This is a genomic window from Chryseobacterium sp. UF-81, from assembly GCF_058245105.1.
Genome location: NZ_JBSIBX010000004.1, coordinates 12,155 through 38,323, shown reverse-complemented (window position 1 = coordinate 38,323; position 26,169 = coordinate 12,155). Strand labels below are relative to the sequence as shown.

Annotated in this window: 25 protein-coding genes; 16 read left to right on the top strand and 9 right to left on the bottom strand. The window is 37.6% G+C overall.

What is annotated here, in order from left to right; translation table 11 throughout:
* Nucleotides 1-48 precede the first annotated feature (48 nt).
* Nucleotides 49-1,662 carry a dihydrolipoyl dehydrogenase family protein gene (locus tag AC4IFE_RS07445; protein WP_490756009.1) on the bottom strand — a complete coding sequence of 538 codons (1,614 nt, stop codon included), beginning with the start codon at nucleotides 1,660-1,662 and terminating at the stop codon, nucleotides 49-51.
* A 108-nt stretch (nucleotides 1,663-1,770) separates the two neighbouring features.
* Entirely contained in the window at nucleotides 1,771-2,772 is a 1,002-nt protein-coding gene (gene pdhA / locus AC4IFE_RS07440) for a pyruvate dehydrogenase (acetyl-transferring) E1 component subunit alpha (protein ID WP_306842304.1), read from the bottom strand.
* Between the two features lie 221 nt (nucleotides 2,773-2,993).
* Between pdhA and AC4IFE_RS07435 the strand changes: the two genes are divergently transcribed.
* Genes AC4IFE_RS07435 through AC4IFE_RS07425 form a run of 3 tightly spaced genes read left to right on the top strand, consistent with a single transcriptional unit; the run spans nucleotide 2,994 to nucleotide 5,813 of the window.
* Nucleotides 2,994-3,500 (top strand): phosphatase PAP2 family protein, encoded by a 507-nt coding sequence (locus AC4IFE_RS07435; protein WP_490756007.1) that lies wholly within the window; start codon nucleotides 2,994-2,996, stop codon nucleotides 3,498-3,500.
* Nucleotides 3,501-3,509: 9 nt separating this feature from the next.
* Nucleotides 3,510-3,995 (top strand): BlaI/MecI/CopY family transcriptional regulator, encoded by a 486-nt coding sequence (locus AC4IFE_RS07430; RefSeq protein WP_111953101.1) that lies wholly within the window; start codon nucleotides 3,510-3,512, stop codon nucleotides 3,993-3,995.
* Nucleotides 3,996-4,013: 18 nt separating this feature from the next.
* Nucleotides 4,014-5,813: a DUF4153 domain-containing protein gene (locus AC4IFE_RS07425; RefSeq protein WP_490756005.1), complete on the top strand. Its 1,800-nt coding sequence runs from the start codon at nucleotides 4,014-4,016 to the stop codon at nucleotides 5,811-5,813.
* Between the two features lie 170 nt (nucleotides 5,814-5,983).
* Here AC4IFE_RS07425 and rbp read toward each other — a convergent pair whose 3' ends face one another.
* The gene (gene rbp / locus AC4IFE_RS07420; RefSeq protein WP_116011808.1) at nucleotides 5,984-6,352 is read right to left on the bottom strand and encodes an RNA-binding regulator; all 369 of its coding nucleotides are present in this window, start codon (nucleotides 6,350-6,352) and stop codon (nucleotides 5,984-5,986) included.
* 312 nt (nucleotides 6,353-6,664) lie between these two features.
* Between rbp and AC4IFE_RS07415 the strand changes: the two genes are divergently transcribed.
* From AC4IFE_RS07415 to AC4IFE_RS07365, 11 genes are all read left to right on the top strand, one after another.
* Complete coding sequence (locus tag AC4IFE_RS07415; RefSeq protein WP_490756003.1) at nucleotides 6,665-6,892, top strand: helix-turn-helix domain-containing protein; 228 nt, start codon at nucleotides 6,665-6,667, stop codon at nucleotides 6,890-6,892.
* Nucleotides 6,893-6,929: 37 nt separating this feature from the next.
* Complete coding sequence (locus tag AC4IFE_RS07410; protein WP_490756002.1) at nucleotides 6,930-7,340, top strand: DUF6157 family protein; 411 nt, start codon at nucleotides 6,930-6,932, stop codon at nucleotides 7,338-7,340.
* Between the two features lie 95 nt (nucleotides 7,341-7,435).
* A complete protein-coding gene (locus AC4IFE_RS07405) occupies nucleotides 7,436-7,828 on the top strand; it encodes an acyl-CoA thioesterase (protein WP_490756000.1) in 393 nt (130 codons plus the stop codon).
* Nucleotides 7,825-8,385, top strand: a complete 561-nt coding sequence (locus AC4IFE_RS07400) for a helix-turn-helix domain-containing protein (protein WP_490755998.1) — start codon at nucleotides 7,825-7,827, stop codon at nucleotides 8,383-8,385. Before AC4IFE_RS07405 ends, AC4IFE_RS07400 begins: the two co-directional genes overlap by 4 nt.
* Nucleotides 8,386-8,586: 201 nt before the next feature.
* Complete coding sequence (locus AC4IFE_RS07395) at nucleotides 8,587-11,451, top strand: heavy metal translocating P-type ATPase (protein WP_490755996.1); 2,865 nt, start codon at nucleotides 8,587-8,589, stop codon at nucleotides 11,449-11,451.
* 5 nt (nucleotides 11,452-11,456) lie between these two features.
* The gene (locus AC4IFE_RS07390; protein ID WP_490755995.1) at nucleotides 11,457-12,185 is read left to right on the top strand and encodes a DUF72 domain-containing protein; all 729 of its coding nucleotides are present in this window, start codon (nucleotides 11,457-11,459) and stop codon (nucleotides 12,183-12,185) included.
* 434 nt (nucleotides 12,186-12,619) lie between these two features.
* Nucleotides 12,620-13,486, top strand: coding sequence for a polysaccharide deacetylase family protein (locus AC4IFE_RS07385; RefSeq protein WP_490755993.1), 867 nt, complete (start codon nucleotides 12,620-12,622; stop codon nucleotides 13,484-13,486).
* Nucleotides 13,487-13,626: 140 nt separating this feature from the next.
* Complete coding sequence (locus tag AC4IFE_RS07380; RefSeq protein WP_490755991.1) at nucleotides 13,627-14,286, top strand: YggS family pyridoxal phosphate-dependent enzyme; 660 nt, start codon at nucleotides 13,627-13,629, stop codon at nucleotides 14,284-14,286.
* A gap of 56 nt (nucleotides 14,287-14,342) precedes the next feature.
* Entirely contained in the window at nucleotides 14,343-15,527 is a 1,185-nt protein-coding gene (locus AC4IFE_RS07375) for a sigma-54-dependent transcriptional regulator (protein WP_490755989.1), read from the top strand.
* A 105-nt stretch (nucleotides 15,528-15,632) separates the two neighbouring features.
* Nucleotides 15,633-16,994, top strand: coding sequence for an MATE family efflux transporter (locus tag AC4IFE_RS07370; protein ID WP_490755987.1), 1,362 nt, complete (start codon nucleotides 15,633-15,635; stop codon nucleotides 16,992-16,994).
* 533 nt (nucleotides 16,995-17,527) lie between these two features.
* Entirely contained in the window at nucleotides 17,528-18,541 is a 1,014-nt protein-coding gene (locus AC4IFE_RS07365; RefSeq protein WP_490755986.1) for a terpene synthase family protein, read from the top strand.
* Nucleotides 18,542-18,727: 186 nt separating this feature from the next.
* On the opposite strand, the gene AC4IFE_RS07360 is transcribed toward AC4IFE_RS07365, so the two are convergent.
* From AC4IFE_RS07360 to era, 5 genes are all read right to left on the bottom strand, one after another.
* The gene (locus AC4IFE_RS07360) at nucleotides 18,728-19,231 is read right to left on the bottom strand and encodes a GNAT family N-acetyltransferase (RefSeq protein ID WP_490755984.1); all 504 of its coding nucleotides are present in this window, start codon (nucleotides 19,229-19,231) and stop codon (nucleotides 18,728-18,730) included.
* Between the two features lie 194 nt (nucleotides 19,232-19,425).
* On the bottom strand, nucleotides 19,426-19,917 hold the full coding sequence (locus AC4IFE_RS07355; protein ID WP_490755983.1) for a Crp/Fnr family transcriptional regulator: 492 nt from the start codon (nucleotides 19,915-19,917) through the stop codon (nucleotides 19,426-19,428).
* A 102-nt stretch (nucleotides 19,918-20,019) separates the two neighbouring features.
* Entirely contained in the window at nucleotides 20,020-22,422 is a 2,403-nt protein-coding gene (locus tag AC4IFE_RS07350; RefSeq protein ID WP_490755982.1) for an alpha/beta hydrolase family protein, read from the bottom strand.
* Between the two features lie 179 nt (nucleotides 22,423-22,601).
* Nucleotides 22,602-23,030 (bottom strand): DoxX family protein, encoded by a 429-nt coding sequence (locus AC4IFE_RS07345; protein ID WP_490755981.1) that lies wholly within the window; start codon nucleotides 23,028-23,030, stop codon nucleotides 22,602-22,604.
* 67 nt (nucleotides 23,031-23,097) lie between these two features.
* Nucleotides 23,098-23,973 (bottom strand): GTPase Era, encoded by an 876-nt coding sequence (era, locus tag AC4IFE_RS07340; RefSeq protein WP_490755979.1) that lies wholly within the window; start codon nucleotides 23,971-23,973, stop codon nucleotides 23,098-23,100.
* 246 nt (nucleotides 23,974-24,219) lie between these two features.
* Here era and AC4IFE_RS07335 point away from each other — a divergent pair, with 246 nt between their 5' ends.
* Together AC4IFE_RS07335 and AC4IFE_RS07330 are read left to right on the top strand one after the other, a co-directional pair.
* Nucleotides 24,220-24,783, top strand: a complete 564-nt coding sequence (locus AC4IFE_RS07335; RefSeq protein WP_490755977.1) for a Crp/Fnr family transcriptional regulator — start codon at nucleotides 24,220-24,222, stop codon at nucleotides 24,781-24,783.
* A gap of 252 nt (nucleotides 24,784-25,035) precedes the next feature.
* Nucleotides 25,036-25,362: a DMT family transporter gene (locus AC4IFE_RS07330; protein WP_429933845.1), complete on the top strand. Its 327-nt coding sequence runs from the start codon at nucleotides 25,036-25,038 to the stop codon at nucleotides 25,360-25,362.
* 65 nt (nucleotides 25,363-25,427) lie between these two features.
* Here AC4IFE_RS07330 and AC4IFE_RS07325 read toward each other — a convergent pair whose 3' ends face one another.
* Complete coding sequence (locus AC4IFE_RS07325; protein WP_490755975.1) at nucleotides 25,428-26,150, bottom strand: class I SAM-dependent methyltransferase; 723 nt, start codon at nucleotides 26,148-26,150, stop codon at nucleotides 25,428-25,430.
* Nucleotides 26,151-26,169 lie beyond the last annotated feature (19 nt).

The following is a 26,169-nucleotide window of genomic DNA, read 5'->3' as shown; positions in this document are numbered from 1 at the left end:
AAAAAAACCTCTCAAGTTGAGAGGTTTTAACATTTACAATCCGGACTGTTACAGTAACAGGGTCAATGGACTTTCCAGATATGTTTTTAAAGTCTGTAAGAACTGAGCTCCCGTAGCACCGTCTACCACTCTGTGGTCACATGCCAGTGAAAGCTTCATGATATTTCCTACCACAATCTGCCCGTCTTTTACAATCGGCTTTTCGATGATCGCTCCTACTGAAAGGATCGCAGAGTTCGGCTGGTTAATGATACTTGTAAAGGTCTCTATTCCGAACATACCCAGGTTGGAGATGGAGAATGTAGAACCTTCCATTTCATTGGCCTTAAGCCCTTTGCTCTTAGCTCTGGAAGCCATATCTTTTACCGCTGCAGAGATCTGCGTGTAGTTCATCTGATCTGTATTTTTCAGTACAGGAACCACTAATCCGTCAGGAATAGCCACTGCAACCCCCACATTGATATTTCCTCTGTGGATGATCTTGTCTCCTGCCCAGCTTGAATTCACCTGAGGATGCTTTCTAAGAGCTACAGCAGTTGCCTTAATGATCATATCATTGAAAGAGATCTTGGTATCCGGTAAAGAATTGATTTCCTTTCTGGCCTCAATCGCTTTATCCATATTGATCTCCACCATCAGATAATAATGTGGAGCAGAGAATTTACTTTCAGCAAGACGTTTTGCAATAATATTTCTTACCTGAGAGTTTGGAGTCTCCGTATCTTCACCCTGAACAAAGCTCAATGCAACCTGAGCTGCCGCCGGAGCAGAAGCCGCCGGTTGTGCCTGTGCCTGGGAAGGCTGATAGTTTTCAATATCTTTTTTAACAATTCTTCCGTTTTCTCCTGAACCGTTAACACTATTGATGTCAACACCTTTCTCCTGAGCCATTTTCTTAGCCAACGGGGAAATTGCCACCCTGTCTGAAGATGAAGAACTTGCTGCCGGAGCCGCTTTTTCTTCCGCCTTTGCCTCAGTTTTCTGTTCAGCCGGTTTTTCAGAGGCCTGAGCCGATGATTTTGGAGCACCTACTGCAGAAACATCTGTTCCTTCAGGACCGATGATCGCTAAAACCGAATCTACCGGAGCGGCACCACCTTCTTCTACACCCTGCTTCAATAATACTCCGTTGAATTCAGATTCAAAATCCTGAACTGCTTTATCTGTCTCGATCTCAGCAAGAAGATCTCCTTCTTTTACGGTATCGCCTACATTTTTATGCCATTTCGCTACTTTACCTTCCGTCATTGTATCGGAAAGTCTTGGCATTGTAATAATTTCTACACCTGCAGGAACTTCCGCAGTAGCCTGCTCAACACTTGTAGCCTTATTTTCTGTTTTTGATTCTTCTTCAGACTTCTTCTCTTCAGAAGCACCTGCAGCGGGAGCAGCAGCTCCGCCAGTCAGCCCTGAAATATCTTCACCTTCATTCCCAATAATCGCTAAAACAGAATCTACAGCAGCAGCAGCGCCTTCTTCCACACCAACATATAAAAGAGTTCCTTCTATTTCAGATTCGAAATCCTGAACAGCTTTATCCGTTTCAATTTCGGCTAAAATATCTCCTTCTTTTACTTTATCTCCTACTTTTTTATGCCATTTCGCCACTTTACCTTCCGTCATAGTATCCGAAAGGCGGGGCATCGTAATTACTTCTGCCATAATTTTTTTTAATTTGAAAATTTGGTAATTTGCTAATTTGAAAATTAAAAAAGATGTGATAATAAATCATTTTCAAATTTTCAAACTTTCAAATTGATTCATTATCTTTTAGTTTTCTAATTTATCTAAGAACGGATAATCTTCCTGAGCATAAACATATTCATACACTTTATCCGGATCAGGATATGGAGAATTTTCCATGAATTCGATACATTCGTCTACAAAATCTCTTGATTTATTGTCTATCGTTTCCAATTCTTCTTCAGTAGCCCAGCCGTTTTGCAAAATTCTGTGTTTTACCAGTTCCATAGGATCATCATTCTTATGAATCGCTACTTCTTCCTTGCTTCTGTAAGGCTCGGCATCAGACATAGAGTGTCCTCTGTAACGGTAAGTTCTTGCTTCTATGAAAGTAGGCCCGTCTCCTCTTCTTGCTCTTTCAATGGCTTCATAAGCTGCTTCAGCCACTTTTTCAGGATCCATTGCATCTACGGCAAGGCAAGGCATTTCATATCCTAAACCTAATTTGTAGATATCTTCATGGTTAGCTGTTCTTTTTACGGAAGTTCCCATTGCGTATTGGTTGTTTTCCACTACAAATACTACAGGAAGTTTCCAGTTCATCGCCATATTGAATGTTTCGTGAAGCGATCCCTGTCTTGCAGCTCCGTCTCCGAAGAAGCAGATGTTTACAGCTTTTCTGTCAAAATATTTATCTGCAAAAGCAATTCCGGCTCCCAAAGGAATCTGTCCGCCCACGATACCGTGTCCGCCATAAAAACGGTGCTCTTTGCTGAAAATGTGCATAGAACCGCCCATACCTCCGGACGTTCCGGTAGCTTTACCGCAAAGTTCAGCCATGATTCTCTTAGGATCTACTCCCATCGCCATTGGATGGATATGGCATCTGTAAGCAGTAATCATACTGTCTTTAGTTAAATCCATTGCATGCGTGAAGCCGGCAGGGATAGCCTCCTGACCGTTATACAAATGTAAAAAACCTCTGATCTTTTGTTTTAGATAAAGAGAACGGCATTTGTCTTCAAACCTTCTCCACATAGTCATATCTTCATACCACTTCAGGTATACCTCTTTAGAAAATTCTTTCATGTGCTAGCTCTTGCTTTTTTATGATGAATATTTGAGCAAAATTATAAAAAAAACTTTGTTTTTATCGTATACATACTAATTGTTTTTTTGCATATAGTGGCTATATTTGAATTTTAAACTTGAACATGGAAGAAAAACTGCCTTCAACAGTACATAAAATTTCAAAAATCATCTCGGATTTTTTTAATCCGCTAGTTTCTTTATTTATTTTTTTCATTTATATGAGTATAAGAAAATATTCACTTAAAGATTCTTTTCTTTATTTTCTTCCTATATTATTAATGATTATTGTACCGGTCGTGATCTGGCTGGTCTGGAATGTAAAAACCGGAAGATATACCAATATGGACGTTTCGAACCGTATTCAAAGGAAAACACTCTATATTTTTATTGCTGTCTGTGTGGTCACCTATCTTATTTTCAACTATGTAAGAAACGGGTATATTGACCTTGTCATGCTGTTTATCCTGATCCTGGTTTTCACTATGCAAATCAGTAACTTCTTTATTAAAAGCTCGATGCATACAGCATTCAATGTATTTGTTGCGGCTTTGTTTTTTACATTGGACTGGAAAGCAGGACTGTTGTGGCTGGGAATTGCTGCTTTAGTGGGAATTACAAGAATCATTTTAAAAAGACATACGGTAAAGGAAGTATTTATGGGTGCCGGAATAGCATTTGTGGTATCTTTTATTTATCTTTATTGCAATATACAATTTCAACATTAAGAACTTTCTATGAAAATAAATCATCTTACCGGTGCTGAGGAGAATTTTATGAAGCTGTTTTGGAAGCTTGAATCTTTTTATCTTAAAGACATCATGGAGCAGCATCCTGAACCAAAGCCGCACCAGAACACTGTTTCTACTTACCTTAAAATATTGGTGGAAAAAGGTTATATCACCACTCAGAAGGAAGGAAGAATCTTTAAATACACCGTAGTGGTCCCTATGGAAGAATACCGTAAATTCTTGCTGAAAGAGCTTGCCCATAATTTTTTCAATGATTCCGGAAAGGAAATGCTGGAGTTTTTATTCAATGAAAAATTAATATCACAGGATGATCTGAAGAATTATTTTGATCTGAAAATTGAGATTATTCCTACAAAAATTGAGGAACCGAAATTTGAATATGCAGATGAGATCTTAAATCCTAAAAAAGTTAAAAAGAGTAAAACAAAAGATAAGGATAAAGACAAGAAGAAAAAAAAGAAAAAAGACTAAACACAAAACACACGAATCATGAAAACGAAAATCCGGGAAATAACAGGAAAGGCACAGGATGTTCTGTCACGCTATCCGATGGTTTTATTAATGGGACTGCTCTCTTCCGTGGGAGCCATCCGTATGTTGGACAGCAAATATGACCGTGAATCGTTATTCATCCATTCCAAATTTACTATTTGCTGCTGTCTCGGTATTTCCCTCATGTTTGCTTTGAAAATTCTTTCCCAAAGGATCGGAAAAAGACTTTTACTGGAAATATTGGGAACAGCTTTCCTGATAGGATTCTTTTTCATTTTGCCTGCAAAAGAGAGGGATTTTACTGAAGTTCATGGCTTCATCATAGCTGTTACTCTTCTTCTTTCTCATTTACTGGTTTCCTTTTGTGCCTTTCTGGAAAAGAACAGGGAGCTTAATTTCTGGCAGTACAATAAAAATCTCTTTGTTAATATTTTCCTGACAGCTATTTTTACAGGAGTACTTACAGGAGGTGTAGAACTGGCCATCCTGGCAGTTGACAAATTATTTGATTTTAATTTCAGTGATAATCTATATGCCGATACGTTTTATGTCCTGGCTATTTTCGGAAGCTGTTTTATCTTTCTTCTATTCAATGAAACCGGGCTGAGCTACCTTGAAAAAGACAGTACCTATCCGGTAATCTTAAAGTTTTTCACACAGTTTGTCCTGATTCCGCTGCTTTTCATTTATCTGGTCATCCTGTATGTTTATTCATTTAAGATAGTTATCAACTGGGAACTTCCTAGAGGATGGGTTTCTTATCTGGTCCTGGCTTACAGCATTATCGGTATCCTTGCCTTATTGCTTGTCTATCCGCTTAAAGAGGAAAAAGCAAAATCGTGGGTCAAAGTATTTTCAAAGCTGTTTTACTACACCATCATTCCTTTACTTGTTTTATTATTTACGGCCATATTTACAAGGATCCTGGAATACGGTTACACAGAACCCAGATACTTCGTATTGCTGCTGGCGTTATGGCTGTTGAGTGTAGTTTCTTATTTTGTACTCAATAAAAAAGCCAGCATAAAATTCATTCCGATCAGCTTATTTGTGTTTGGTGCTTTCTCATTGATCTTTCCTTATTTAAATGCATTCAGTGTAGCCAAAAGAAGCCAGAAAAATCAATTGATGACCCTTCTGGATAAAAATAAACTTCTGGTTAATAACAAAATAGATTTTCAAAAGAAAGTATCTGACACCCTCGTTAATGAAATTGCCAATAAATTTGAATTTCTGGCTGAAAGAAAACAAAAAGACTTTTTACTGAATCTGACTGCAGGCAAAACGCATGATCTTTTAGCAGGAGACTTTGAAAATGTTCATTCTTCGCTGATCAGCAGTACGCTTAGAAATGCTTTTACCCATATCAATAAGACTTCTGATGGATCGGAATATGAGAGACTTGTTTTAGACTCCGAATCAAAAGTAATCAACATTCAAGGTTATCAGTATTTAATCAATTTTGACAGCTATACTCAGCAATCTAAAGACATTAATGGAGATACATTCGTCATAGACAGTCAGACAGGAGACAATAATGGGAAAACAGTAAAGGTAATTCTTAATTCAGAAGAGACGGTAGATTTTAGCCCGGCAATAAATAAGCTGTTCGCAAACAATGCCAGCCATTCGGGAACCATAACAATAAAAGAGATTTCTATGGAAAGCGATTTGGGAAAATACCATATCAAAATAGTTTTTCCAAATCTTTCAAGAGACAGCTCTCCTTACAGTAAACAAAAGAGCATATTCTATAATAATGCAGCACTGCTGATCAAAGAAAAACAGAACCAATAAGGCGGCTTAACTGCTGCTTTATTGAGTATTATCAACTGATTTCATACGAAATTACCTGTCTGCTAGTATAAATAATTATCCCTTCCTGAAATAAACCAGCAAAAGCCAATCATGATCAGGAAGGGATAAATAGTGCATAAAAAAAGCGGCTAAAAAGCCGCCTTATATTTTTACCAACGATTTCCGCCGCCGTTACCACCACGGTTGTTACCACCGCCGTAGCCACCGCCACCATTTCCACGATTGTTACCTCCGTAACCTCCGCCTCTGTTGTTGTCAAAGCTTCTTCTTGGCTTTTCCTCTCTTGGCTTAGCTTCAGATACGTTTAATTCTTTTCCGTTAAATTCTTTCTGATTAAGAGCTTCGATAGCCTGCTTTCCTTCTTCATCACCCATTTCTACAAAACCGAAACCTCTTGAACGGCCAGTTTCTCTGTCTGTAACGATTTTAGCTGATGATACATCACCAAATTCTGCGAATAGATCATGCAACTCATATTCTTTAGTTGCGTAATTGATGTTTGAAACAAAAATGTTCATTTTAAATAAAAATTAAAAATTAATAAAAATTTGGTATATAAAAGAAAAACAACATAAATTAATGAACAAATATTGATTCCAAATATAAACGTATGCAAGATACAATTAAAAATTTTAAATCAAAGTTTTTTTTAAAGTATTTGTCACATTTCCAGGAATTCAAAGCTTTTTTTTATTGATTAATAATAAATAAATATTGTTTTATACTATAATTTTGTTGAAATTTACCAAAAGTTAAAGTTAGTTAACATAATAAAAAACTATTCTGTAAAGGTACGAAATACAACCTTTTTTAAAGACAAATACAATCCTATGCCTATTATAATAAACCTTGATGTGATGATGGCTAAAAGAAAAATGTCACTGAACGAACTCTCAGAAAAAATAAATCTGACCTTATCCAATCTTTCCAACCTGAAAACAGGAAAAGCCAAAGCCATCCGTTTCAGCACGCTTGATGCTATATGCAAAGCACTGGACTGCCAGCCCGGTGATATTTTAGAATTCAGGAACCATCTGAATGAAAAAGATCAAAACTAATTTTGAGTATATTTAATCTTATTGACACAAGACACTCATGAAACATACTACAAATTATATCAACACCTTTATTGAAGTCGCCGAAGACTGCCCTGTTTCTCACGCGGAGATACCACCGGAAAAGAAAATAAAAACATTGGCAGAACTTCAATATCAGCAGATGATAAAAAATCCTTACCGGTATACTTCTGATGATATCATATTCGAATGCTACGCTCTGAAAAATGACATTCCGGAAAGTGAAAAACAACAGGCAAGAATACAGTTCTTCTCCAAAGGACAACCCTGCCTCAGGTCCTCCCCGTTATCTAAACGCTATGGATTCGGGACTCATCATAACGAAGAGGGAAAAGTGGCTATTTTCCCTGTTGAAAGTAAAGAATATCAAAATTTTTTAAATGACGATACTGTAAAAAAGGTAAAAGCCATGCGCTCCAAGAAAATGTAATTGAGAAAATGAATCATTTACTTCACATCTGTAAATACTGTTTCCTTGATAAACCCAGTTTTTAACACTAAATTTGTGAAGCAAATCTTTAAAACATGAACTATCATACCAGAAAATGGGTAAAACCCGAGGACCTGAATCCCAATCATTCACTTTTCGGAGGAAGACTTTTACAGTGGATCGATGAAGAGGCAGCACTTTACGCCATCATTCAGTTGGAAAATACAAAAGTGGTTACAAAATTCATTTCAGAGATCAATTTTGTAAGTTCCGCAAAACAGGGAGACATTATAGAAATCGGGATTGAAGCCATACACTTCGGATCTTCATCCGTTACCTTAAAATGTGATGTAAGGAACAAAATGACTCACCAGACCATTATCACAGTAGACAAAATCGTAATGGTCAACCTCGATAATGAAGGAAATCCTGCTCCTCATGGAAAAACACAGATTGAATTTGTAAAAGACAGACTGAGCAAGTCATGAAAATTTTTGTAAAGAATATGGTCTGCAACCGCTGTATTTCTGCAGTGGAAAAAATATTCAGCGATGCTGATATAGCGGTAAGCTCTGTTACATTAGGAGAAGTTGAAACCGGATCCGACATTTCAGCTGAGAAAATGAAGGCTATAGAAAAAAGTCTGCTGGATACGGGTTTTGAAAGAATTAGGGATTCTGCCCATCAGCTTGTTGATAAAATCAAAAATATCATCATCATCAAGATCAGTGAGCTGGATATTGATGAAAATTTTCTTCTTTCTGAGTTTTTAAGCTCAAAAATCCCCAAAGACTACAGCTCACTTTCCAAAACCTTTTCTCAGAACGAAAATATCACCCTTGAACAGTTCTTTATCCTTCATAAAATTGAAAAGGTAAAAGAACTTCTTCTTTATAATGAATTCACGCTTACCGAAATTGCAGGTAAGCTTGGCTACAAAAGTGTTCAGCACCTTTCTTCCCAGTTCAGGAATATCACCGGATTTACGCCTACCGAATTTAAGAAACTGAAGGATCATCAAAGGAAAACACTGGATAGTTTCTGAGTTTGAGTGTGGGAGAGTTTTAGAGTAAAGGTGTTTTTAAAATACTCAATAATTAGGATATTAAAGCTCCCCCACTCTAAGACACTCAAACTCTCCGGCTCGCTCACCCACAACGCAGGCAAAATTCTATAACTATTATCCTTAAATTTATAACAGCCTTACCAATTCATTTTGGACATTTGTATTATAAATTCAAGGATCATGAACAGACAATATAATATACTCGGAATGACGTGCTCCGGCTGTCAGAAAAAAATTTCTGAAAAGCTCAACTCTGTTGAGGGAGTTACAGCCGATATAAATCTGGAAAATAATACAGCAACCATTACTTCCGACAAAGAAATTGAGCTGTCAGTTTTAAATAAAGCTTTAGAGGAAATAGGAAAATACAGGCTTGAAGACCCAAAAAAGCCTGAAACAGCATTTGTAAAGCCTCAGGACAGGGTTTCTCCGTCTTCAGTCTATTATTGCCCAATGGAATGTGAAGGAGAAAAGGTCTATTTTAAGCAAGGTGAAAGATGTCCGGTTTGTAATATGTATCTGGTTCCAATCGAGGAAAAACAGGCCAAAGACCCCAATCATAAACCAACCTACTCCTCTTCAAATTTACCTGAAAACTTCAAAGACAGTATGGGAAAATGTTACTGTCCTATGTTTTGTGAAGGGGATAAAGTCTATGATGAAAAAGGTGATTGCCCGGTTTGCCATATGCATCTGGAAGAAATCACTGAAGATCTTGCAAAAAATGCAGCTTCACATAGTCATCAGCATAACCATTCCCATCATCACGATCACAGCCATCATCATGTAGCTCCAAAAATTACAGATGATATGGCCGGGAAATATTACTGTCCAATGTATTGCGAAGGAGATAAAACTTATGATTCCAATGTAGGATGTCCCGTGTGCGGAATGGATCTGGTAAAGTATCCCGAAAAGAAAACGGCAAAATATACCTGCCCTATGCACCCGGAAATCATTCGTGATGAGCCCGGAGACTGCCCGATCTGCGGAATGGACCTGGTAAGAATACCCGACAGTGGTGAGGATGAAGAAGATGAAACCTACAATATTCTGAAAAGGAAATTTATGATTTCCCTTGCCTTCACCATTCCTGTTTTTATTCTTTCGATGGGTGGAATGTTCATCAATTTTCCTTTTTCCCATAAGATCCAGGGATTTATTGAGCTGGCCTTAACCCTTCCGGTAATGTTTTATTCCGGATGGTTTCTGCTGAAAAGAGGCTGGGTTTCGTTTAAGACATGGAATTTAAATATGTTCAGCCTGATTGCTTTAGGTGTTGCCGCGGCATTTATCTTCAGTATTGCTGCATTGGTCTTTCCTGATATTATTCCTCATGAAATCAGAGGTCACAATCACGAAATTCCGCTGTATTTCGAGGCGGTCTGTGTGATCCTGACCTTAGTGATTTTAGGACAGCTGATGGAAGCCGCCGCTCATAAAAAAACAGGAAATGCCATTAAAGAACTGATGAATCTTTCCCCTGACGAAGCCAATCTTATTGTCAACGGAGAAGAAAAAAGAGTATTACTTTCCCATGTAAAAATCGGGGACCTTTTAAAAGTAAAGCCGGGTGAAAAAATTCCTGTCGACGGAAAGATCACAGAAGGAAGTTCTTTAGTTGATGAAAGTATGATCACCGGGGAACCTGTACCGGTTGAAAAAAATATCGATGATAAAGTTTCTTCAGGAACCATCAACGGAAATAAGGTATTTATCATGAAAGCTGAAAAAGTTGGGGATGAAACTCTTCTTTCGCAGATCATTAAAATGGTGAATGAAGCCAGCCGGAGCAGAGCCCCGATACAGAAACTGACTGATAAGGTTTCCAAAGTTTTTGTCCCGGTTGTCATTCTTATCGCTGTTCTTACCTTTGTTTTGTGGCAGTTTTTCGGACCGGAAGGCAAAAGAAGTTTATTTGCTTTCGTAAATGCGGTTGCAGTTCTCATTGTAGCCTGTCCGTGTGCACTTGGTTTAGCAACCCCAATGTCCCTGATGGTAGGAATCGGGAAAGGAGCTAAAAGCGGAATACTCATCAAAAACGCAGAGGCACTGGAACAGATGCATAAAGTCAATGTTCTGATTACCGACAAAACAGGAACTTTAACAGAAGGGAAACCGTCTGTGGAACATATTGAAACTTCAGGGAACGGAGACAGAAACGAAATTTTAAAACTGGCGCTTTCCCTTAACCAAAACTCAGAACATCCATTATCCAATGCAGTGATCAAAAGAGCAAAAGAAGAAAACCTGACCGCTGAAAAAGTAGACCGGTTTGAAAATATCTCGGGAAAAGGAGTTCAGGGAATGATCAATGGAAAAACGGTTTATTTAGGAAATGAAAATCTTCTGACCTCCGGCAACCTGTCTATTCCCCAGGAATTAAAGCAAAAAGCTGTAGAAGTACAGTCAAAGGCACATACCATCTCTTATATTGCACAGGATAAAACAGTATTGGGCTTCATCAGCTTCACAGATAAAATTAAAGAAACTTCTAAAAAAGCTGTTCAGCGCTTGATGAATGAGGGAATTGACGTGATCATGATGACCGGAGATAATGAACATACGGCTAAAGCAGTTGCTGACGAATTAGGAATCAAACATTATAAAGCAGGCTGCCTTCCGGAAGACAAACTGAATGAGGTAAAAAAACTGCAACAACAGGGTAAAATTGTAGCGATGACAGGTGACGGAATCAACGACTCCCCTGCTCTTGCCCAGTCTGATGTAGGGATTGCCATGGGGACCGGAACCGATGTAGCTATGGAAAGTGCAGAAATCACATTACTGAAAGGCGATATTTTAGGCGTTGCAAAAGCTAAGTTACTGAGCGAAAAACTTCTTAAGAATATTAAAGAAAATTTGTTTTTTGCCTTTATCTATAATGTGCTGGGTATTCCGGTAGCGGCAGGATTATTGTATCCTTTCTTTGGTATATTATTGTCACCTATGATCGCCGCGGCGGCAATGAGTGTAAGTTCACTCTCTGTTATTCTGAACTCATTGCGGCTGAACTCTGTAGATCTGGATGCTGATATAAAATAAAACTTATGAAAAAAGAAAGTCTTTACATTGGATGTTCGGGATTTTATAACAACGACTGGAAAGGGTCGTTATACCCTGAAAATGCCCAAAGTAAAGACTTTCTTACCTTATATTCCCAGGCTTTCAATACGGTGGAAATCAATTCTACCTTTTACCGAAAACCAACGGCTAAAACACTTTTAAAATGGCATGATGAAACTCCCGAAGAGTTTAAATTTTTCATCAAAATTCCAAAAGCCATCTCCCATGAAAAGCGTCTGAAAGATTCTAAAGAAGACATTTCAGAATTCTGTACTCATATTGAAACTCATTTACAAGAAAAACTTTCCGGGTTTCTGTATCAGTTTCCGCCTTCTTTTAAAAAATCACAGGAAAATATTGATCTGATCCTCGCCAGTCTTGATTTTAATTATGTGAATGTTATAGAATTCCGTCACGAATCCTGGTGGGCCGATGAAGTTTTCACGATGCTAAAAGAAAACAACATCATTTTTTCAGGAGTCAGCTTTCCCGGTAACCTTCCGGAAGATGTCATCATCAATCATCCTGAAGTTCTGTATTACAGACTTCATGGCAAACCTGTGCTCTATAAATCTGAATACAGTACAGATTTTCTTGATGGCCTGGCTGAAAAAATCAATCATTCAGAAAGAAAAGTATTTATATTTTTCAATAATACCTGGGGTACTGCTGCAATTAACAATGCACTGTATCTCAAGAAAATTTTAGAGTAATACTTTATTACATTACCAGGAGTTCGCAATAAGATTGTTTGTCAATATTCTTAGTTTAATGTGATGTCCGCAAGCATTATTAATGCTGTTATCTTTTCTTTCGCAAAAGGAAAATCAATTAATATGATTCGCTGAAGCGTATGGATACAACGTCTGTTTATTGAGTGGCGTAGCCAAATAATTCCCCAGCATAGGAAGAAAGAGAAAATTCAACACAAATAGAGAAAGTCTATAGATTTAGCATTTATAAATGTTAAATTAAAAGAATAAGAAAACAGAATCGTGAAAGACTTTCATTTTAATAAAATACCGTTTAAAATAGAGTTCTTAAAATAAAATTAAAATACCATAATTTAACAGGTAGTGGCATATAATTTGTTAACATTTGAATAATTATTTTAACATTTTTTAACGATCTAACCTCCATTATCTTTATGAAAAAAATTTTTGGGGAAAAGTCAAAAAACAGGGCTTTTCTGGGGATGACTGCATTGGTGAGTGCAGCCTCAATTGTATTCAACAGCTGTAACAGCAAAACTAATGTGAAAGACTTTGAAAAAACAGTCTCACTGGAACATCCCACCGTAAGAACGGTCCCCAAAATAGATGATGAGAACGTAGAATCCGATAAAAGAATCATTTATCTTACTTTTGACGATGGCCCTAACCAGGGAACGGAAAACCTCCTTAAAATACTGAACAAAAGGAATGTGTGTGCTACTGCCTTTCTGGTAGGAAAACATGCTTATGGAAGCAAAAGACAAAAAGATGATATGGAGCTTTTAAGAAGCAATCCGCTGATTGAGCTGGCCAATCACAGCTTTAGCCATGCCCATAACAAATACACCGATTTTTACAAGAATCCTGAGGCTGTTGTCCATGACTTTGATATTGCGAAAGACAGCCTTAAGCTTTATGATAAGATCGCAAGAACTCCGGGAAGAAATATCTGGAGGCTGAATAATATTAACGTTACTGACATTAAAAGCTCCACCGATGCCGCAAACGGCCTTAAAAAAGCAGGTTATAAAGTAATCGGCTGGGATCTTGAATGGCGACCTTCTGAAAAAATGACTTTAAAGGGAAGCCATGAAGCCATGATTAAAAAGGTAGACAGCATCTTCCTTAATGACCTCGAAAAGACATCCAGACATTTGGTTTTTCTTACGCATGACCAATATCTCAGAGATGCAGATTCCATCAACGAACTGGATATGTTTATTGAGAAGCTTCAGAAAAGCAACAAGTTTGTATTCAGAAAAATTTCTCAGTATCCGAAGATCAATGATATTCTGAATTAATGTAATAATGTATCAGTGTAACAATTTAATGATGTATAGAATAAACTACATTAGAGATAAAACTGACAACCAGCAAGCAGCCAACAACTATTTTACGTAATTCATTAGTTTTTTGTTTTTAAATTCAGAAATTTGCATGTATGGATATTAAAGAAAATTATACAGCAATAAAAAATCAGCTTCCTTCGGGAGTTCAGCTTGTCGCAGTTTCGAAAATGCATCCGGCCGAAGCCATTCAGGAAGTCTATGATCTGGGACAAAAAGTCTTTGGGGAGAATAAGGTTCAGGAACTTATGGAGAAATACCCTCTCCTTCCCAAAGATATCCAATGGCACCTGATCGGGCACCTGCAGACGAATAAGGTAAAATATATTGCCCCTTTTATCGATACCATCCAAAGTGTGGATTCTGAAAAGCTTCTTGCAGAAATCAGTAAAGAAGCCGGAAAGAATAGCAGAACCATCAAAGTGCTCCTTCAGGTAAAGATTGCTGCAGAGGAAACCAAATTCGGACTTGAGATTGCAGAAGCAAAAACACTATTCCAAGAGTATATTGACGGAAAATTCCCCAATGTCGAAATAACCGGCCTTATGGGAATGGCCACATTTACAGAGGATATAGAACAGGTGAAAAGAGAATTCCTGATTTTAAAAGGGCTTTTTGATGAATTGAATCAGTTGAAATCACTTGTAACTTTATCTATGGGAATGAGTGATGATTTCCCGGCTGCCATTGAATGTGGCGCCAATTCCGTAAGGGTTGGATCGGCCATTTTCGGGAGAAGAGATTACTCAAAATAGTATATTTAGGTATAGTTTTTGCTAATAATTGAATCAAAAAATCTAAATTTGCAACTATGCAAAAAATCCTTATTGTAGAAGACGAAAAAGCAATCTCGGGAGTATTACACAGTATCCTTTCTGATGAACTTACCGATTACGAATTTGTTATCGCTGAAGATGGCCTTGAAGGCTACAAACAGATAGAAAAAGAAGATTTCGCATTGGTGATCTCTGATATCAAGATGCCTAAACTTTCAGGAACAGAACTTTTGAAGCAAAGCCTTATCTTAAAGCCTGAAAGCACATTCATTATGATCTCAGGCCACGCAGACATTGATTCTGCTGTTTCCTGCTTAAAAGAAGGAGCATACGACTTTATTTCCAAACCTATCGATATCAACAGGCTGATTACAAGTGTAAAAAATGCTTTGGCCAAAGAAAGTCTGAAAAAGGAAAATAAAAATCTCCAAACTGAAAATAAGACCTTAAAGAAAAAGGTTAACAAAAAATACCAGATGATCGGTGATTCTCCTGCTTTGAAGAAAATTCAGGATATGATCGAAAAGGTAGCTGCTTCTGATGCCCGTGTTTTAATTACAGGGCCTAACGGTGCAGGAAAAGAACTGGTAGCCCATGCGATCCACAACCAAAGCGAACGTGCGAGAGGTCCGATGATCGAAGTAAACTGTGCTGCTATCCCTTCTGAGCTTATTGAATCTGAACTTTTCGGACACGTAAAAGGTTCTTTTACGGGGGCTATTAAAGACAAGCAGGGAAAATTTGAGCAGGCCAACGGAGGTACTATCTTTTTGGATGAGATCGGCGATATGAGCCTTATTGCTCAGGCCAAGGTTTTGAGAGCATTGCAGGAAAGCAAAGTTTCTCCTGTAGGAAGCGATAAGGAAATAAAAGTTGATGTAAGGGTAATTGCAGCAACCAATAAGAACATGCAGAAGGAAATTGAGGAAGGAAAATTCAGGGAGGATCTTTACCACAGGCTTTCTGTGATTGAAATCTATGTTCCGCCATTGGATGAAAGAAAAGAGGATATCAAATTATTGGTAGATCATTTTTCCGGATTAATTGCCGATGAGCATGGTACTGCCGTGAAAAAATTTGATGATAAGGCGATTGACGCGCTTAAAGTTCTTTCATGGACAGGAAATATCAGAGAACTGAGAAACGTTGTGGAAAGATTAATTATTCTTGGCGGAAATACTGTTTCCGAAGAGGATGTTGCAAGTTTTGTAAGGAAATAATTTAATTGAACATTAAATATATGATAACAATTTGCAGTAGCCTTACTGCAAATTTTTTTTTGGACTATTTTTAAGTAATAAACTCTATACGAATCATAAAATACTATGAACTTTTTAAACAAAAACTATACGAAAGAATGCCTGACTCTGGCTCTTCCTGTCATGCTTACGCAGGTTGGGCAGGTCTCGGTGAATCTCTTCGACAATATTATTGTCGGAAAACTTTTAGGGGCGGATGCACTGGCTTCCGTTTCATTGGGAAATGCCGTATTTTTCTCGGTGTTTGTACTGGCACTGGGATTTTCATTTGCCATACCTCCTCTGGTTTCTGAGGCACATTCCAAGCAGGATCACGGAACTATTAATTCTGTATTCAGCCACGGATTTGTGATCAATATGTCAGTAGGAATTATTTTAATGGCTGTTTTGCTTTTAGGCATGCCACTACTTTATCATTCCGGGCAGCCGGAGAAGATCATTCCGAATACGGTAGACTTCCTCGGTATTATGGCCATCAGCATGATCCCGTTCATGGCTTTTCAGACGCTTCGTGAAGTTTCTGAAGGTCTTTCATATACCATCGGTGTTACAAAGGCAACGATTATTGCGAATGTTATTAATATTGTCCTGAACTATGTTTTTATTAAAGGACTCTGGATCTTTCCTGAAATGGGTGTAAAAGGATCAGCGTTGGCAACACTGATCTCGAGAATATTTATGGTGGTTTTCCTGTATGTCGTACTGGTTAAAGAGAAAAAAACAAGAAGATATATTAAAGATTTTTCTTTAAAAATTCAGGTTTTCTCCAGAAATATGTTTGACAGAATGGTGAAACTGGGACTGCCTACTGCATTACAGATGTTTTTTGAAGTGACAGCTTTTGCAGGTGCTGCATTTATCTGCGGATTGATTTCAGCTCATGATATTGCCTCTCACCAGATCGCCCTAAGTATGGCTTCATTTACCTTCAACCTTTGCGTAGGATTCAGTGTGGCTTCAACGGTCATGATCGGAAGAAAATTGGGTGAGCAGAATTTTGTTGAATTAAGAAAAGTCGGGATCAACAATCTTAAAATAGCCTTTATATTTATGTGCATCTGCGGATTGGTCTTTATTCTGGGAAGAAATATATTACCTACTTTCTTTACTAAAAAAGAGGAAGTTGAAGTGATTACCCTTGCTTCTAAATTAATGATCATTGCTGCTTTATTTCAGCTTTCGGACGGAATCCAGGTAACAGCTTTGGGGATGCTCAGAGGACTTCAGGATGTAAAGATCCCATCAATCTATACTTTTATCGCCTATTGGGTAATTACCATTCCTTTAGGATACTTTTTATGTGTCACTTTAAAAATGGGCGCTTTCGGAATGTGGATTGCTCTGGGTCTGGGACTTACAGTTTCTGCAGTTTTCCTGGTGAAGCGGTTTTTAAATATGTCTGCGAAAAGAATCAAGCAGAATTCTTAAATACATAAGAAAATTGGATAAAAAAAGCTGCGCGAAGTCTTCGACTTCGCGCAGCTTTTTTTATCCAAGAATAAGGGAACATCGAAAAAATTATCTATATCGGTTAACCTAAAATTACATCATATCCTAAATTATATATTATTGATTTTAAATAATTTAAAATAAAATTTAATTACGAATAATAAATTCTTATTTTAGTATTTAAAACTAAACCAAAAAACTTCACAATATGAACAATGAAAATTTCAACACACCTGAGCTGCTTTACAAACAGTTTAAATAGCCTTTCTCAACATTAAAAATCCCCAACCTGGTTACTTTTTTCAATGAAGTACAATCAGTAATCAGACCGTATGCATTATCTTAAGGTAATCCAGCATCAACATCCAATATCTCTGAAAGAAGCCTGTTCTGAAGATTGGTGCCTGCAATGAACACCTGAAAGAATTTGTGGAGTATAACAACTTAGAATATAATCACCTATTAAGTATAAATACCATTTTTTTTATCATTTTAAACTAAAACCATGTATTATGAAACAATTTAATGTGCCCAAGCCCGTATACCCTTGGGAAACCCTCTCAAGCCCCTTCGCTGGAACCTTCTATGAAGAAGAAACCATTTGGTATGACCAGGATTATCAATTCTTATCAAAAGAGGCAATGACCAGGTACAGAAAAATGCGGTTAGTTGATGTAGGGCCCTTTATGGTACCTGCAGCTACCGAAAAGGACAGAATCCTCCATGCAACGCGTTTTGCCATTTATATGACGGTAACTGATGATTATGTTGAACTTTTGCCCATAAAAGAAATTGCAGCTTTCAGGGACCGTATTTTTGAGATAATGATGGGAGATGACCCAAAACCGGGAGAAATAGGAATGTTCCGTCAAATGCAAACAAACAGAAAGGAATGGATTGCACTCGGGATGCCAGACTTCTGGCTTAAGCGGATTGCTAAGAATTATAAATACCGTTTCGTTACTGATGGAATTATGGAAGAATCACCATATAAAATCAGTAAAGACATCCCTCCTATTCCTCTCTTTCATTTAATCCGCGCAAATTCCATAGGAATGATTCCATTTGTTGATTTGATTTGCCCTTCAACTGGTTTTGCTTTACCTGATTACATTTATAACCACACCGTTATACAGCGTATTATTATGCTACAGTCAATCATTGTTGCTCTCCAGAACGATTTTGCAACTATTGGCAAAGAGCTCGCAATAGAATCAGAGATTTTCAATATCATCAAATTATTACAGCATCATAATAAAATTTCTTTTGATGAAGCCTGCAAAGAAGGAATGAGGATTCATGATGAGCTTGTAAACGAATTTGTAACATTATCCAACCATCTGCCGGATTTCAGTCCATACCAAAAAGAGACAGAGGAATTTATTTATTACATAAAACAAATGATCAGTGGATTAAATAATTGGTATTATAAAAGCGGAACAGAACGATATGAACCTGGTGGATTTGCTGTGCCACCCAATGGAAAAGGTGAGACCATGGACAGAGTAGAAATTAAATATTTCTAGGACTGATATAGATAATATTTTACAAAATGTAAATCTTAACCAGAGGAATATAATTCAAAAGATTACATCTCATGTAGCCATTACCCTGACCCAACTTTATCCATTCATACGCTGAGTTAAGAAAAGATATGGATGGATAATGGCTACACTTTCCTTGCAGATAAGAATATATGTACTTAAAGAGATTCAACTCACCCTTTTCCCTAAAATCGTAAGACTCCTTTCAATTCCGTCCAGAACCGCGACATCAGGAAACAATCCCCATTCTTCAAATCCAAAATTTTTGAAAAGTCTTAGGCTGGCTTCATTATGAGAAAAGATAAATCCAAGCAGTGTTTTTATTCCCAAACAGGGTGCCTTATCAATACAGTATTCCATTACTTTTTTTCCATACCCTTTTCCTCTGCAGGATTCATCAAGGTAAATACTCATTTCAACGGTTCCATTGTATGCGGGTCTTCCATAAAATGAAGAAAAACTGACCCAGCCCACCGTTTCATGATCATTATTTTCAATGATCCAAAGCGGCCTTGTTTCAGGATTATGTTCCTCAAACCATTGTCTCCTGCTTTCTACGGAGACATTTTCTGTATCGGCAGTCACCATTCTTGAAGGGATGGTAGAATTATAGATCTCAACTATTTTTTCTAAATCTTTCAGATCAGCATTTCTGAATTGTAACTCTTCCATTTTATAGGTTGGATTTTATTTTGTGCAAAAATACGGAAGGATAAAGTTTTTATCCGCAAAATTCAGTCAATAATTGTAATTAATGTGAGAGATGAAAGATGGTTACTATTCGTCTTCCGGATAGCCTTGTCAAGGTTTTGAACCTTGACAAGGTTATCTTAACTTCCCTCTCCCATCCACTATCCTTAACTTGTTTACTTCCCTAAATGCTTCAAAGTCCGGCTCAGACTTCTTACTGTAATTCCCAGGTAGGCACCCATATCTTCTTTTGAAATCTTTATCCCTTGTTGCGCCTGCAGTTCAAGAAGCTGGGGCAAGGTATGTTCGGCCGCATACAACTGCTGATAAGAGGCTCTTTTTGAAGTATTGACAATGCGTTCAGCAAATACGTCCAGCAGCAGATTATTCAGCGAGAGATCAGTTTTAATTAAAGATTTGAAATACGATATAGCGACAGCATAAACGGTTACGTCGGTTACTGCTTCAATGCTGCAAAGGCAGGAAATGTTCCGTATCAGTTCTATTTCCCCAATGATCTCACCTTTTCCCAGAAACTCAACAATATATTCTTTGCCATTATCTTCAACGAAAAAACATTTGGTAATTCCCTCTCTGATCAGCATTACTTTAGAAGGTTCTTCACTCTGCGTGAATATCCTATCGCCTTTGGAAAAGGATCTTATCATGATATCTGGGCATGAATTATTTTAAAGCTTTTTAAGCAGAGTAAGTGGAAAAAAGAATAAAAAAGCCCGTTCAAAAAATGAACGGGCTTTGTGTTTAATATTTTATTTCTTCAGACATTTCTCAAGGAACTGATCCTGTTCCCATAAAAGGTGCAGAATATTCTCTTTAGCCACATAACCATGTGCTTCTTTCGGAAGAAGAACCATTTTCACAGGAGCCCCCAGATTTTTCAGAGCCTGGAAATATCTTTCGGTCTGCAAAGTAAAAGTTCCGGGATTGTTATCAGCATCACCATGAACCAAAAGCATTGGTGTTTTCATTTTGTCTGCATTCATGAACGGCGACATCGTGTTATAAATTTCCGGAACATCCCAGTAATTTCTCTGCTCGCTCTGGAATCCAAACGGAGTCAGCGTTCTGTTATAAGCACCACTTCTTGCAATACCACATGCAAAAAGCTTAGAATGCGTTAAAAGATTGGCTGTCATGAAAGCACCGTAAGAATGTCCACCTACAGCCACTTTCTTTTTGTCGATGTACCCCAGCTGATCAACAGCATTAATTGCAGCTTCTGCATTCGCTACTAACTGCGGAATGAAAGTGTCATTAGGTTCTGTTTTTCCTTCTCCGATGATCGGGAATGCAGCATCGTCCAGCACAGCATATCCTTTTGTGGTCCAGTATACGAAAGATCCGTAGTACGGGAACGTAAAGTCGTTAGGGTTCTGGGTATTCTGCCCTGCTGTGTTTTTATCCTTATATTCTGTGGGATATGCCCAGATCAGTAAGGGAAGCTTTTCTTTTTTTGCTTTTCTGTCGTAATTGGCAGGCAGATACAGAGTTCCTGTTAAGGTAACGCCATCATTTCTTTTGTACGTAATTACCTCTTTATAAACATCTTTAATGCTTTCAAAAGGATTCGCAAACTGAGTTATTGCTTCTGATTTATTGGATTTAATATTCTTTTTAAAATAGTTCGGATACATGCTTGGGGACTGCTGGGTTGTCAGAATTTCACCTTTTGAAGGATTAAGGATATCTATGATCTCTTCCTTGCCATTCTTGACGTTAGATGTATACAGTCTTTTCTTTTTAAGTGACTTTACATCCATTTCATCAATGAAAGGGTGCTGTCCGTCTTTAGTAAATCCGTCTCCTATAAGGTAGGTTTTCCCTCCTTTCATATCAATAACATATCTTCCGTATTGATTTTTCGTAGTATTAAAATTCCCGGGATCACTGTAAACATCCTGATAATTCCTGTCATCAATCACTTTTGATTCACCATTATTAAGATCCACGAGGAAAGACTTGGTGTTTCTTGTATCATACCAGCCTTCAGAAACTATGGCATAATGATCATTGGTCCAGCTTACGTCTTCATATCTCTGTTTTGTTTTAAAGAATGATTTTGGGGCAGCCGTAAACGGTGCCTGCCATGTAAAGATCTCATCCCTGTACTCTGCAGATTTAGACTGATCACCTCCATCCAATGCTTCCGCAAATATTAGAGTGGCCGGTTCGTCACTTCGCCATCCCATGTTTCTTTTCCCTGTTCTTACGGATGAAAATCCTTTTGGCATTATTTCGTTCAAGGGAACATCGTTTACTATTTTTACCGCATTCCCTTTCATATCGTATACCGTGGTTGTCATCGGAAATCTGTTTAACGGAACAATATATGAGAATGGTTTTTTGATCACCGTAGCCATTAAATAATTTCCGTCCGGAGAAAAGCTTAAACCGGAGTACATGTCCTGGTCTTTTACTTTTTTAAGGTTTCCGTTCAGGTCTACATTATAAATTTCGGAAGCGGTAAGAACCTCAAAGTTCTTTTCATCCTGAGGATTTTTCAGAAGATCCTGATACGTTCTGTTTTGGGAAACCTTACCATCAGCCGTAGAAACGATGGGTCCTGTTGGGAGATCTTTGCTGGCATCTATCAGGGCAGGTCTGTTCTGGGGAAGCGTCCTGATCAGAAGATTCTTGGAATCATTGTACCATGTGTACGGAGTTCCTAAGTTAGCATTCAGGTTATCCCCGCTAATTTTCTTAGCAGTGGCAGTTTCCAGATCTACAGCCCAAAGCTCAACTCCTTTACTGGTTGTATTGGTAAATACGAGTGTTTTTTCGTCCGGCGAGAATGAAATATAAGTGATTTTAGCATTGGCAGGCAGGTTTTTCACCTGAACCTCACTTTTATCATTAATCTTTCTGATTTTTAAATTATCGGAATATGTAACGCTGCTTGAAATATTAGTAACCGGGTTGATTCTTAAACCTGCAAGTTTCATTTCCTGCTGGTTAAGGTCTTCAAGTGTTTTATAGGTAGGACGATAAGTGAAAACCACCCAATCTTTTTTGCTGTTCATCAGAACGCTTGGCGGTCTTTCATAATCTGCAAGTTTTAGAATTTCAGCAGATGGTTTTTGATAAGTAATATTTTCCTGTGCATTATAGAAATTAAGAAATGCCAGAAGGCAAATGGTCAGTTTTATCTTCATATAAATTCGTTTTTCCACGAATTTAGTGATTTTTAAGATATAAACTAAAATGGCATTATGGGAAACATATTATGAGAAATAGCTAAACAATTCTATAACATTCCATCAATAAACTGAAATTACAAAAAATAAAAAAGAGCACTATTTCTAATGCTCTTTCTATTTTTATCTGAACCGGATTACCAATCCGAAGCTCTTTTTCTTTTTTCTATCATATGATCTACCGATACTTTTCCTGCACCAAATGCCATGAGAAGCAGATAAACGGACAAATAGATCAGACTCATTTCCTTTTTCTCAAAAGGATCTGCACTGTGAACTACAAAAGCTGCAATAGCCATTGTAAAGATCAGGAATCCTAAAGAAATCCTTGTAAAAAGACCTAATATAAGAAGTATTGAACAAACAAATTCAGCAATAACCGTAAGAACAAGGGTTAGTGTAGGGCCTAATCCTATAAAATCGAAAAATTCAATTTTACCGCCTTCAAGCAGCATCTGAAGTTTCGGGAATCCGTGAGAAAGCATGGCAAAACCTACAAATACTCTCACTGCCAATAAAATAATATCTTTAGGTACTGAGCTGGAATTTGAGTTAAAATAGTTCATTTACTAAAAATTTAGATTAAAGTTAATAAAAAACTTTTAATAGAACGGAATTGCGGGCATTTTTAGTTTATCTGTACCCGAAATTTTTCAAATCCCTGTCGTTTTTACGCCAGTCTTTTTTCACTTTTACAAAAAGATTCAAATGAATTTTCTTTGAAAAGAATTTTTCCAGATCCAGTCTGGCTTCAGTTCCTACTTTTTTAATAGCTTCTCCCTTATGTCCGATGATAATTCCTTTCTGGGTATCTCTTTCTACGTAAATAATAGAATCGATGAAAATAATCCCTTCCTTTTCTTTAAACTGCTCGGTTACTACTTCTACAGAATAAGGAATTTCTTTCTCATAGTTTAAAAGGATTTTTTCACGGATCGCCTCGTTGACGAAAAATCTTTCAGGCTTATCAGTGTACTGCTCTTTGTCATAATACGGAGGGTTTTCCGGCAACAAAGATCTTAATTTCGGAAGAATGATATCTGTATTAAAGGCATTAAGGGCAGAGATAGGAAGAATCTCAGCCTTAGGAATCCTGTTGTGCCATTCCTCTACCAGTTTTTCAAGGCCTTCCTGGGTAGTCTGGTCTACTTTATTCAGGAGAAGCAGTACCGGAACCGGAATCTTATTAAGTTTATCAATTAGAAATTCTGAAGGTTCGGACTTATCTGTAACATCTACAATGAACAAAAATACATCGGCATCCTGTAAAGAATCCTTTACAAAGTCCATCATTTTTTCCTGAAGACCATATTTGGCGTCTAAAACTCCGGGGGTGTCTGAAAATACGATCTGTAAATCCTCTTCATTATAAATTCCAAAAATCCTGTGGCGTGTTGTCTGTGCCTTTTGTGTTACGATAGCCAATTTCTCCCCCATTAACTGGTTTAATAAGGTAGATTTTCCCGCATTGGGCTTTCCGACTATATTTACGAATCCTGCTTTGTGCATATAATATTTTTTAGGCTCAAGATTGAACCGGGCTGCAAAGTTAGTGAAAACAAAATTTAATTGGGTTTTGTTTCCGTGAAAAGTACGTACAGCCTTTGAAAAAGTAATATATTTATGGGAAAATTCATCTATAGCTGAAGCAGATCCTGAAGACCCGACAGCGGTTGAACATCAAAACAAATAAAAAGATTTTGCTGAGTCCTCATTAACAGGAGAAACCAGCTTCAAAAAATAATTAAGAACTTCATGGATATAGACCAGATTCTCGACCGTATTTATGTTTTGCCGGAAACTTCTAAAAATGCTTTGAAAGAGCAGATTCAGGAAGTATCACATCCCAAATATTTCTGCCTTATGGAAGCGGATAAGATTATCCCGCATATCTATTTTATAAGGAAAGGGATTGTGCGCGCTTATGCTTCTACTGCTGAGAATGATATTACATTCTGGTTCGGAAGTGAAGGCGAAACCATCGTTTCCATGAAAAGTTACGTGGAAGACATGCCCGGCTATGAAAGCATTGAGCTTCTGGAAGACTGTGATCTGTACATTCTGAAAACGGAAAGCCTGAAAAAGCTTTTTAATGAAGACATTCACATAGCCAACTGGGGAAGAAAGTTTGCAGAAAAGGAACTTGTGAGAACGGAAGAACTGATTATTTCAAGACAGTTTAAAACTTCTTTGGAGCGTTATAAAGACCTGATAGTTAACAAACCTGATCTCTTAAAAAGAGTTCAGCTTGGCCATATTGCCTCCTATCTTGGAATAACACAAGTAAGCCTGAGCAGGATCCGGGCGGAGATAAAATAAAAAGACTGGAAGATGGAAGGAGGAAGCTGGGAGTTACTATTGGACACTCATTTTCAACAATTATCTTAATTTGAAATGTTATTTTTAAAAATTTAATAAAGCTTTCACCCTAGCTATGCATTGTGTATCAGAAACTTCCCTCTTCGAGCTTCGAGCTTCAAACTTTCTAATTCTATAAAGTCATTTTTTAACAAATGTAAAGTTTTGTTTCTTTCCAAATCCTGAAATTTGCAGGAGAGAAAATTTAAAAAAATGAATTGGATTATTTTAATCATCGCCGGACTGTTTGAGGTTGCCTTTGCCTCCTGTCTGGGAAAAGCCAAAGAAACTTCCGGATCTGAGATGTACTATTGGTATGCTGGCTTTCTGGTGACCATGACAATCAGCATGGTACTGTTGATCAAAGCTACACAAACGCTTCCAATTGGGACAGCGTATGCGGTATGGACAGGGATAGGAGCCGTAGGAACAGCGCTTATGGGGATTTTCTTTTTTAAGGATCCTGTAAGCTTCTGGAGAATATTTTTTATTGTAACCTTAATCGGTTCTGTAGTGGGACTGAAATCGGTTTCGCACTAAAATTAAAAACAATTTCTATCTATATTAAATAAACCCGTCTTCTACATGAGGACGGGTTTATTATTTTATTTTTTGAACACTACAGGTAAGATCTCATTTTGTCTCAACCCGTATTTTTTAATTTCTTCTTCTGAAAAATTCCGGGAATAGAAATTGGGTTCTGTTTTAAAGCCGGCCTTCCGCAGGCGGTCGAAATAATCCATTCCGTACCAACGCACATGGTCATACTGCCCGAAATGTTTCTGGCGTTCTTTCGGATCTTTTATTGAAAAATCTTCATAGGTTTTTTCCATAGAATTTCTCATGGGTACCTGAAAAATTCCCCAGCCTCCGGGCTTCATTACTCTGTATAATTCACTGATCGCCTTTGCATCGTCCTCAATATGTTCCAGGACATGGTTGCAGAAAACGATATCAAAACTTTCATCAGGAAAAGGTAGATCCAGAATATCTGCTTTCACATCTACAATAGGAGAAAAAAGGTCTGCAGAAATATAATTCAGATTTTTCATCATTTTGAATTTTCTGAGGAATTCCTGTTCGGGAGCAATATGCAGAACTTTGGCGTTTTTAATAAAAAAATCGGTCTCGTTCTGAAGGTAAAGCCACATCTGGCGGTGTCTTTCCAGGCTCAACGTTCCCGGAGAAAGTGCATTTTCCCTTTGTTTTCCATAGCCGTAAGGAAGGAATTTCCGGTAAGATCTTCCATCGATAGGATCATAGAATTCTTCTCCTTTAAAAAACTGATAAATAAGAGGCCTCGCCCAGATACTCATTTTAATAAGCATTGGGCGAGGTATTTTATTG

Bases quoted from the DNA above. Each gene is read 5' to 3' on its own strand.
- AC4IFE_RS07375 (WP_490755989.1), top strand. From the start codon at position 14,343: ATGCAAAAAATCCTTATTGTAGAAGACGAAAAAGCAATCTCGGGAGTA.
- AC4IFE_RS07425 (WP_490756005.1), top strand. From the start codon at position 4,014: ATGAAAACGAAAATCCGGGAAATAACAGGAAAGGCACAGGATGTTCTG.
- AC4IFE_RS07350 (WP_490755982.1), bottom strand. From the start codon at position 22,422: ATGAAGATAAAACTGACCATTTGCCTTCTGGCATTTCTTAATTTCTAT.
- AC4IFE_RS07410 (WP_490756002.1), top strand. From the start codon at position 6,930: ATGAAACATACTACAAATTATATCAACACCTTTATTGAAGTCGCCGAA.
- AC4IFE_RS07430 (WP_111953101.1), top strand. From the start codon at position 3,510: ATGAAAATAAATCATCTTACCGGTGCTGAGGAGAATTTTATGAAGCTG.
- rbp (WP_116011808.1), bottom strand. From the start codon at position 6,352: ATGAACATTTTTGTTTCAAACATCAATTACGCAACTAAAGAATATGAG.
- AC4IFE_RS07330 (WP_429933845.1), top strand. From the start codon at position 25,036: ATGAATTGGATTATTTTAATCATCGCCGGACTGTTTGAGGTTGCCTTT.
- AC4IFE_RS07415 (WP_490756003.1), top strand. From the start codon at position 6,665: ATGCCTATTATAATAAACCTTGATGTGATGATGGCTAAAAGAAAAATG.
- AC4IFE_RS07445 (WP_490756009.1), bottom strand. From the start codon at position 1,662: ATGGCAGAAGTAATTACGATGCCCCGCCTTTCGGATACTATGACGGAA.
- AC4IFE_RS07390 (WP_490755995.1), top strand. From the start codon at position 11,457: ATGAAAAAAGAAAGTCTTTACATTGGATGTTCGGGATTTTATAACAAC.
- AC4IFE_RS07325 (WP_490755975.1), bottom strand. From the start codon at position 26,150: ATGCTTATTAAAATGAGTATCTGGGCGAGGCCTCTTATTTATCAGTTT.
- AC4IFE_RS07400 (WP_490755998.1), top strand. From the start codon at position 7,825: ATGAAAATTTTTGTAAAGAATATGGTCTGCAACCGCTGTATTTCTGCA.
- AC4IFE_RS07385 (WP_490755993.1), top strand. From the start codon at position 12,620: ATGAAAAAAATTTTTGGGGAAAAGTCAAAAAACAGGGCTTTTCTGGGG.
- AC4IFE_RS07335 (WP_490755977.1), top strand. From the start codon at position 24,220: ATGGATATAGACCAGATTCTCGACCGTATTTATGTTTTGCCGGAAACT.
- AC4IFE_RS07355 (WP_490755983.1), bottom strand. From the start codon at position 19,917: ATGATAAGATCCTTTTCCAAAGGCGATAGGATATTCACGCAGAGTGAA.
- AC4IFE_RS07395 (WP_490755996.1), top strand. From the start codon at position 8,587: ATGAACAGACAATATAATATACTCGGAATGACGTGCTCCGGCTGTCAG.
- AC4IFE_RS07365 (WP_490755986.1), top strand. From the start codon at position 17,528: ATGAAACAATTTAATGTGCCCAAGCCCGTATACCCTTGGGAAACCCTC.
- AC4IFE_RS07345 (WP_490755981.1), bottom strand. From the start codon at position 23,030: ATGAACTATTTTAACTCAAATTCCAGCTCAGTACCTAAAGATATTATT.
- AC4IFE_RS07435 (WP_490756007.1), top strand. From the start codon at position 2,994: ATGAGTATAAGAAAATATTCACTTAAAGATTCTTTTCTTTATTTTCTT.
- era (WP_490755979.1), bottom strand. From the start codon at position 23,973: ATGCACAAAGCAGGATTCGTAAATATAGTCGGAAAGCCCAATGCGGGA.
- AC4IFE_RS07370 (WP_490755987.1), top strand. From the start codon at position 15,633: ATGAACTTTTTAAACAAAAACTATACGAAAGAATGCCTGACTCTGGCT.
- AC4IFE_RS07380 (WP_490755991.1), top strand. From the start codon at position 13,627: ATGGATATTAAAGAAAATTATACAGCAATAAAAAATCAGCTTCCTTCG.
- AC4IFE_RS07405 (WP_490756000.1), top strand. From the start codon at position 7,436: ATGAACTATCATACCAGAAAATGGGTAAAACCCGAGGACCTGAATCCC.
- AC4IFE_RS07360 (WP_490755984.1), bottom strand. From the start codon at position 19,231: ATGGAAGAGTTACAATTCAGAAATGCTGATCTGAAAGATTTAGAAAAA.
- pdhA (WP_306842304.1), bottom strand. From the start codon at position 2,772: ATGAAAGAATTTTCTAAAGAGGTATACCTGAAGTGGTATGAAGATATG.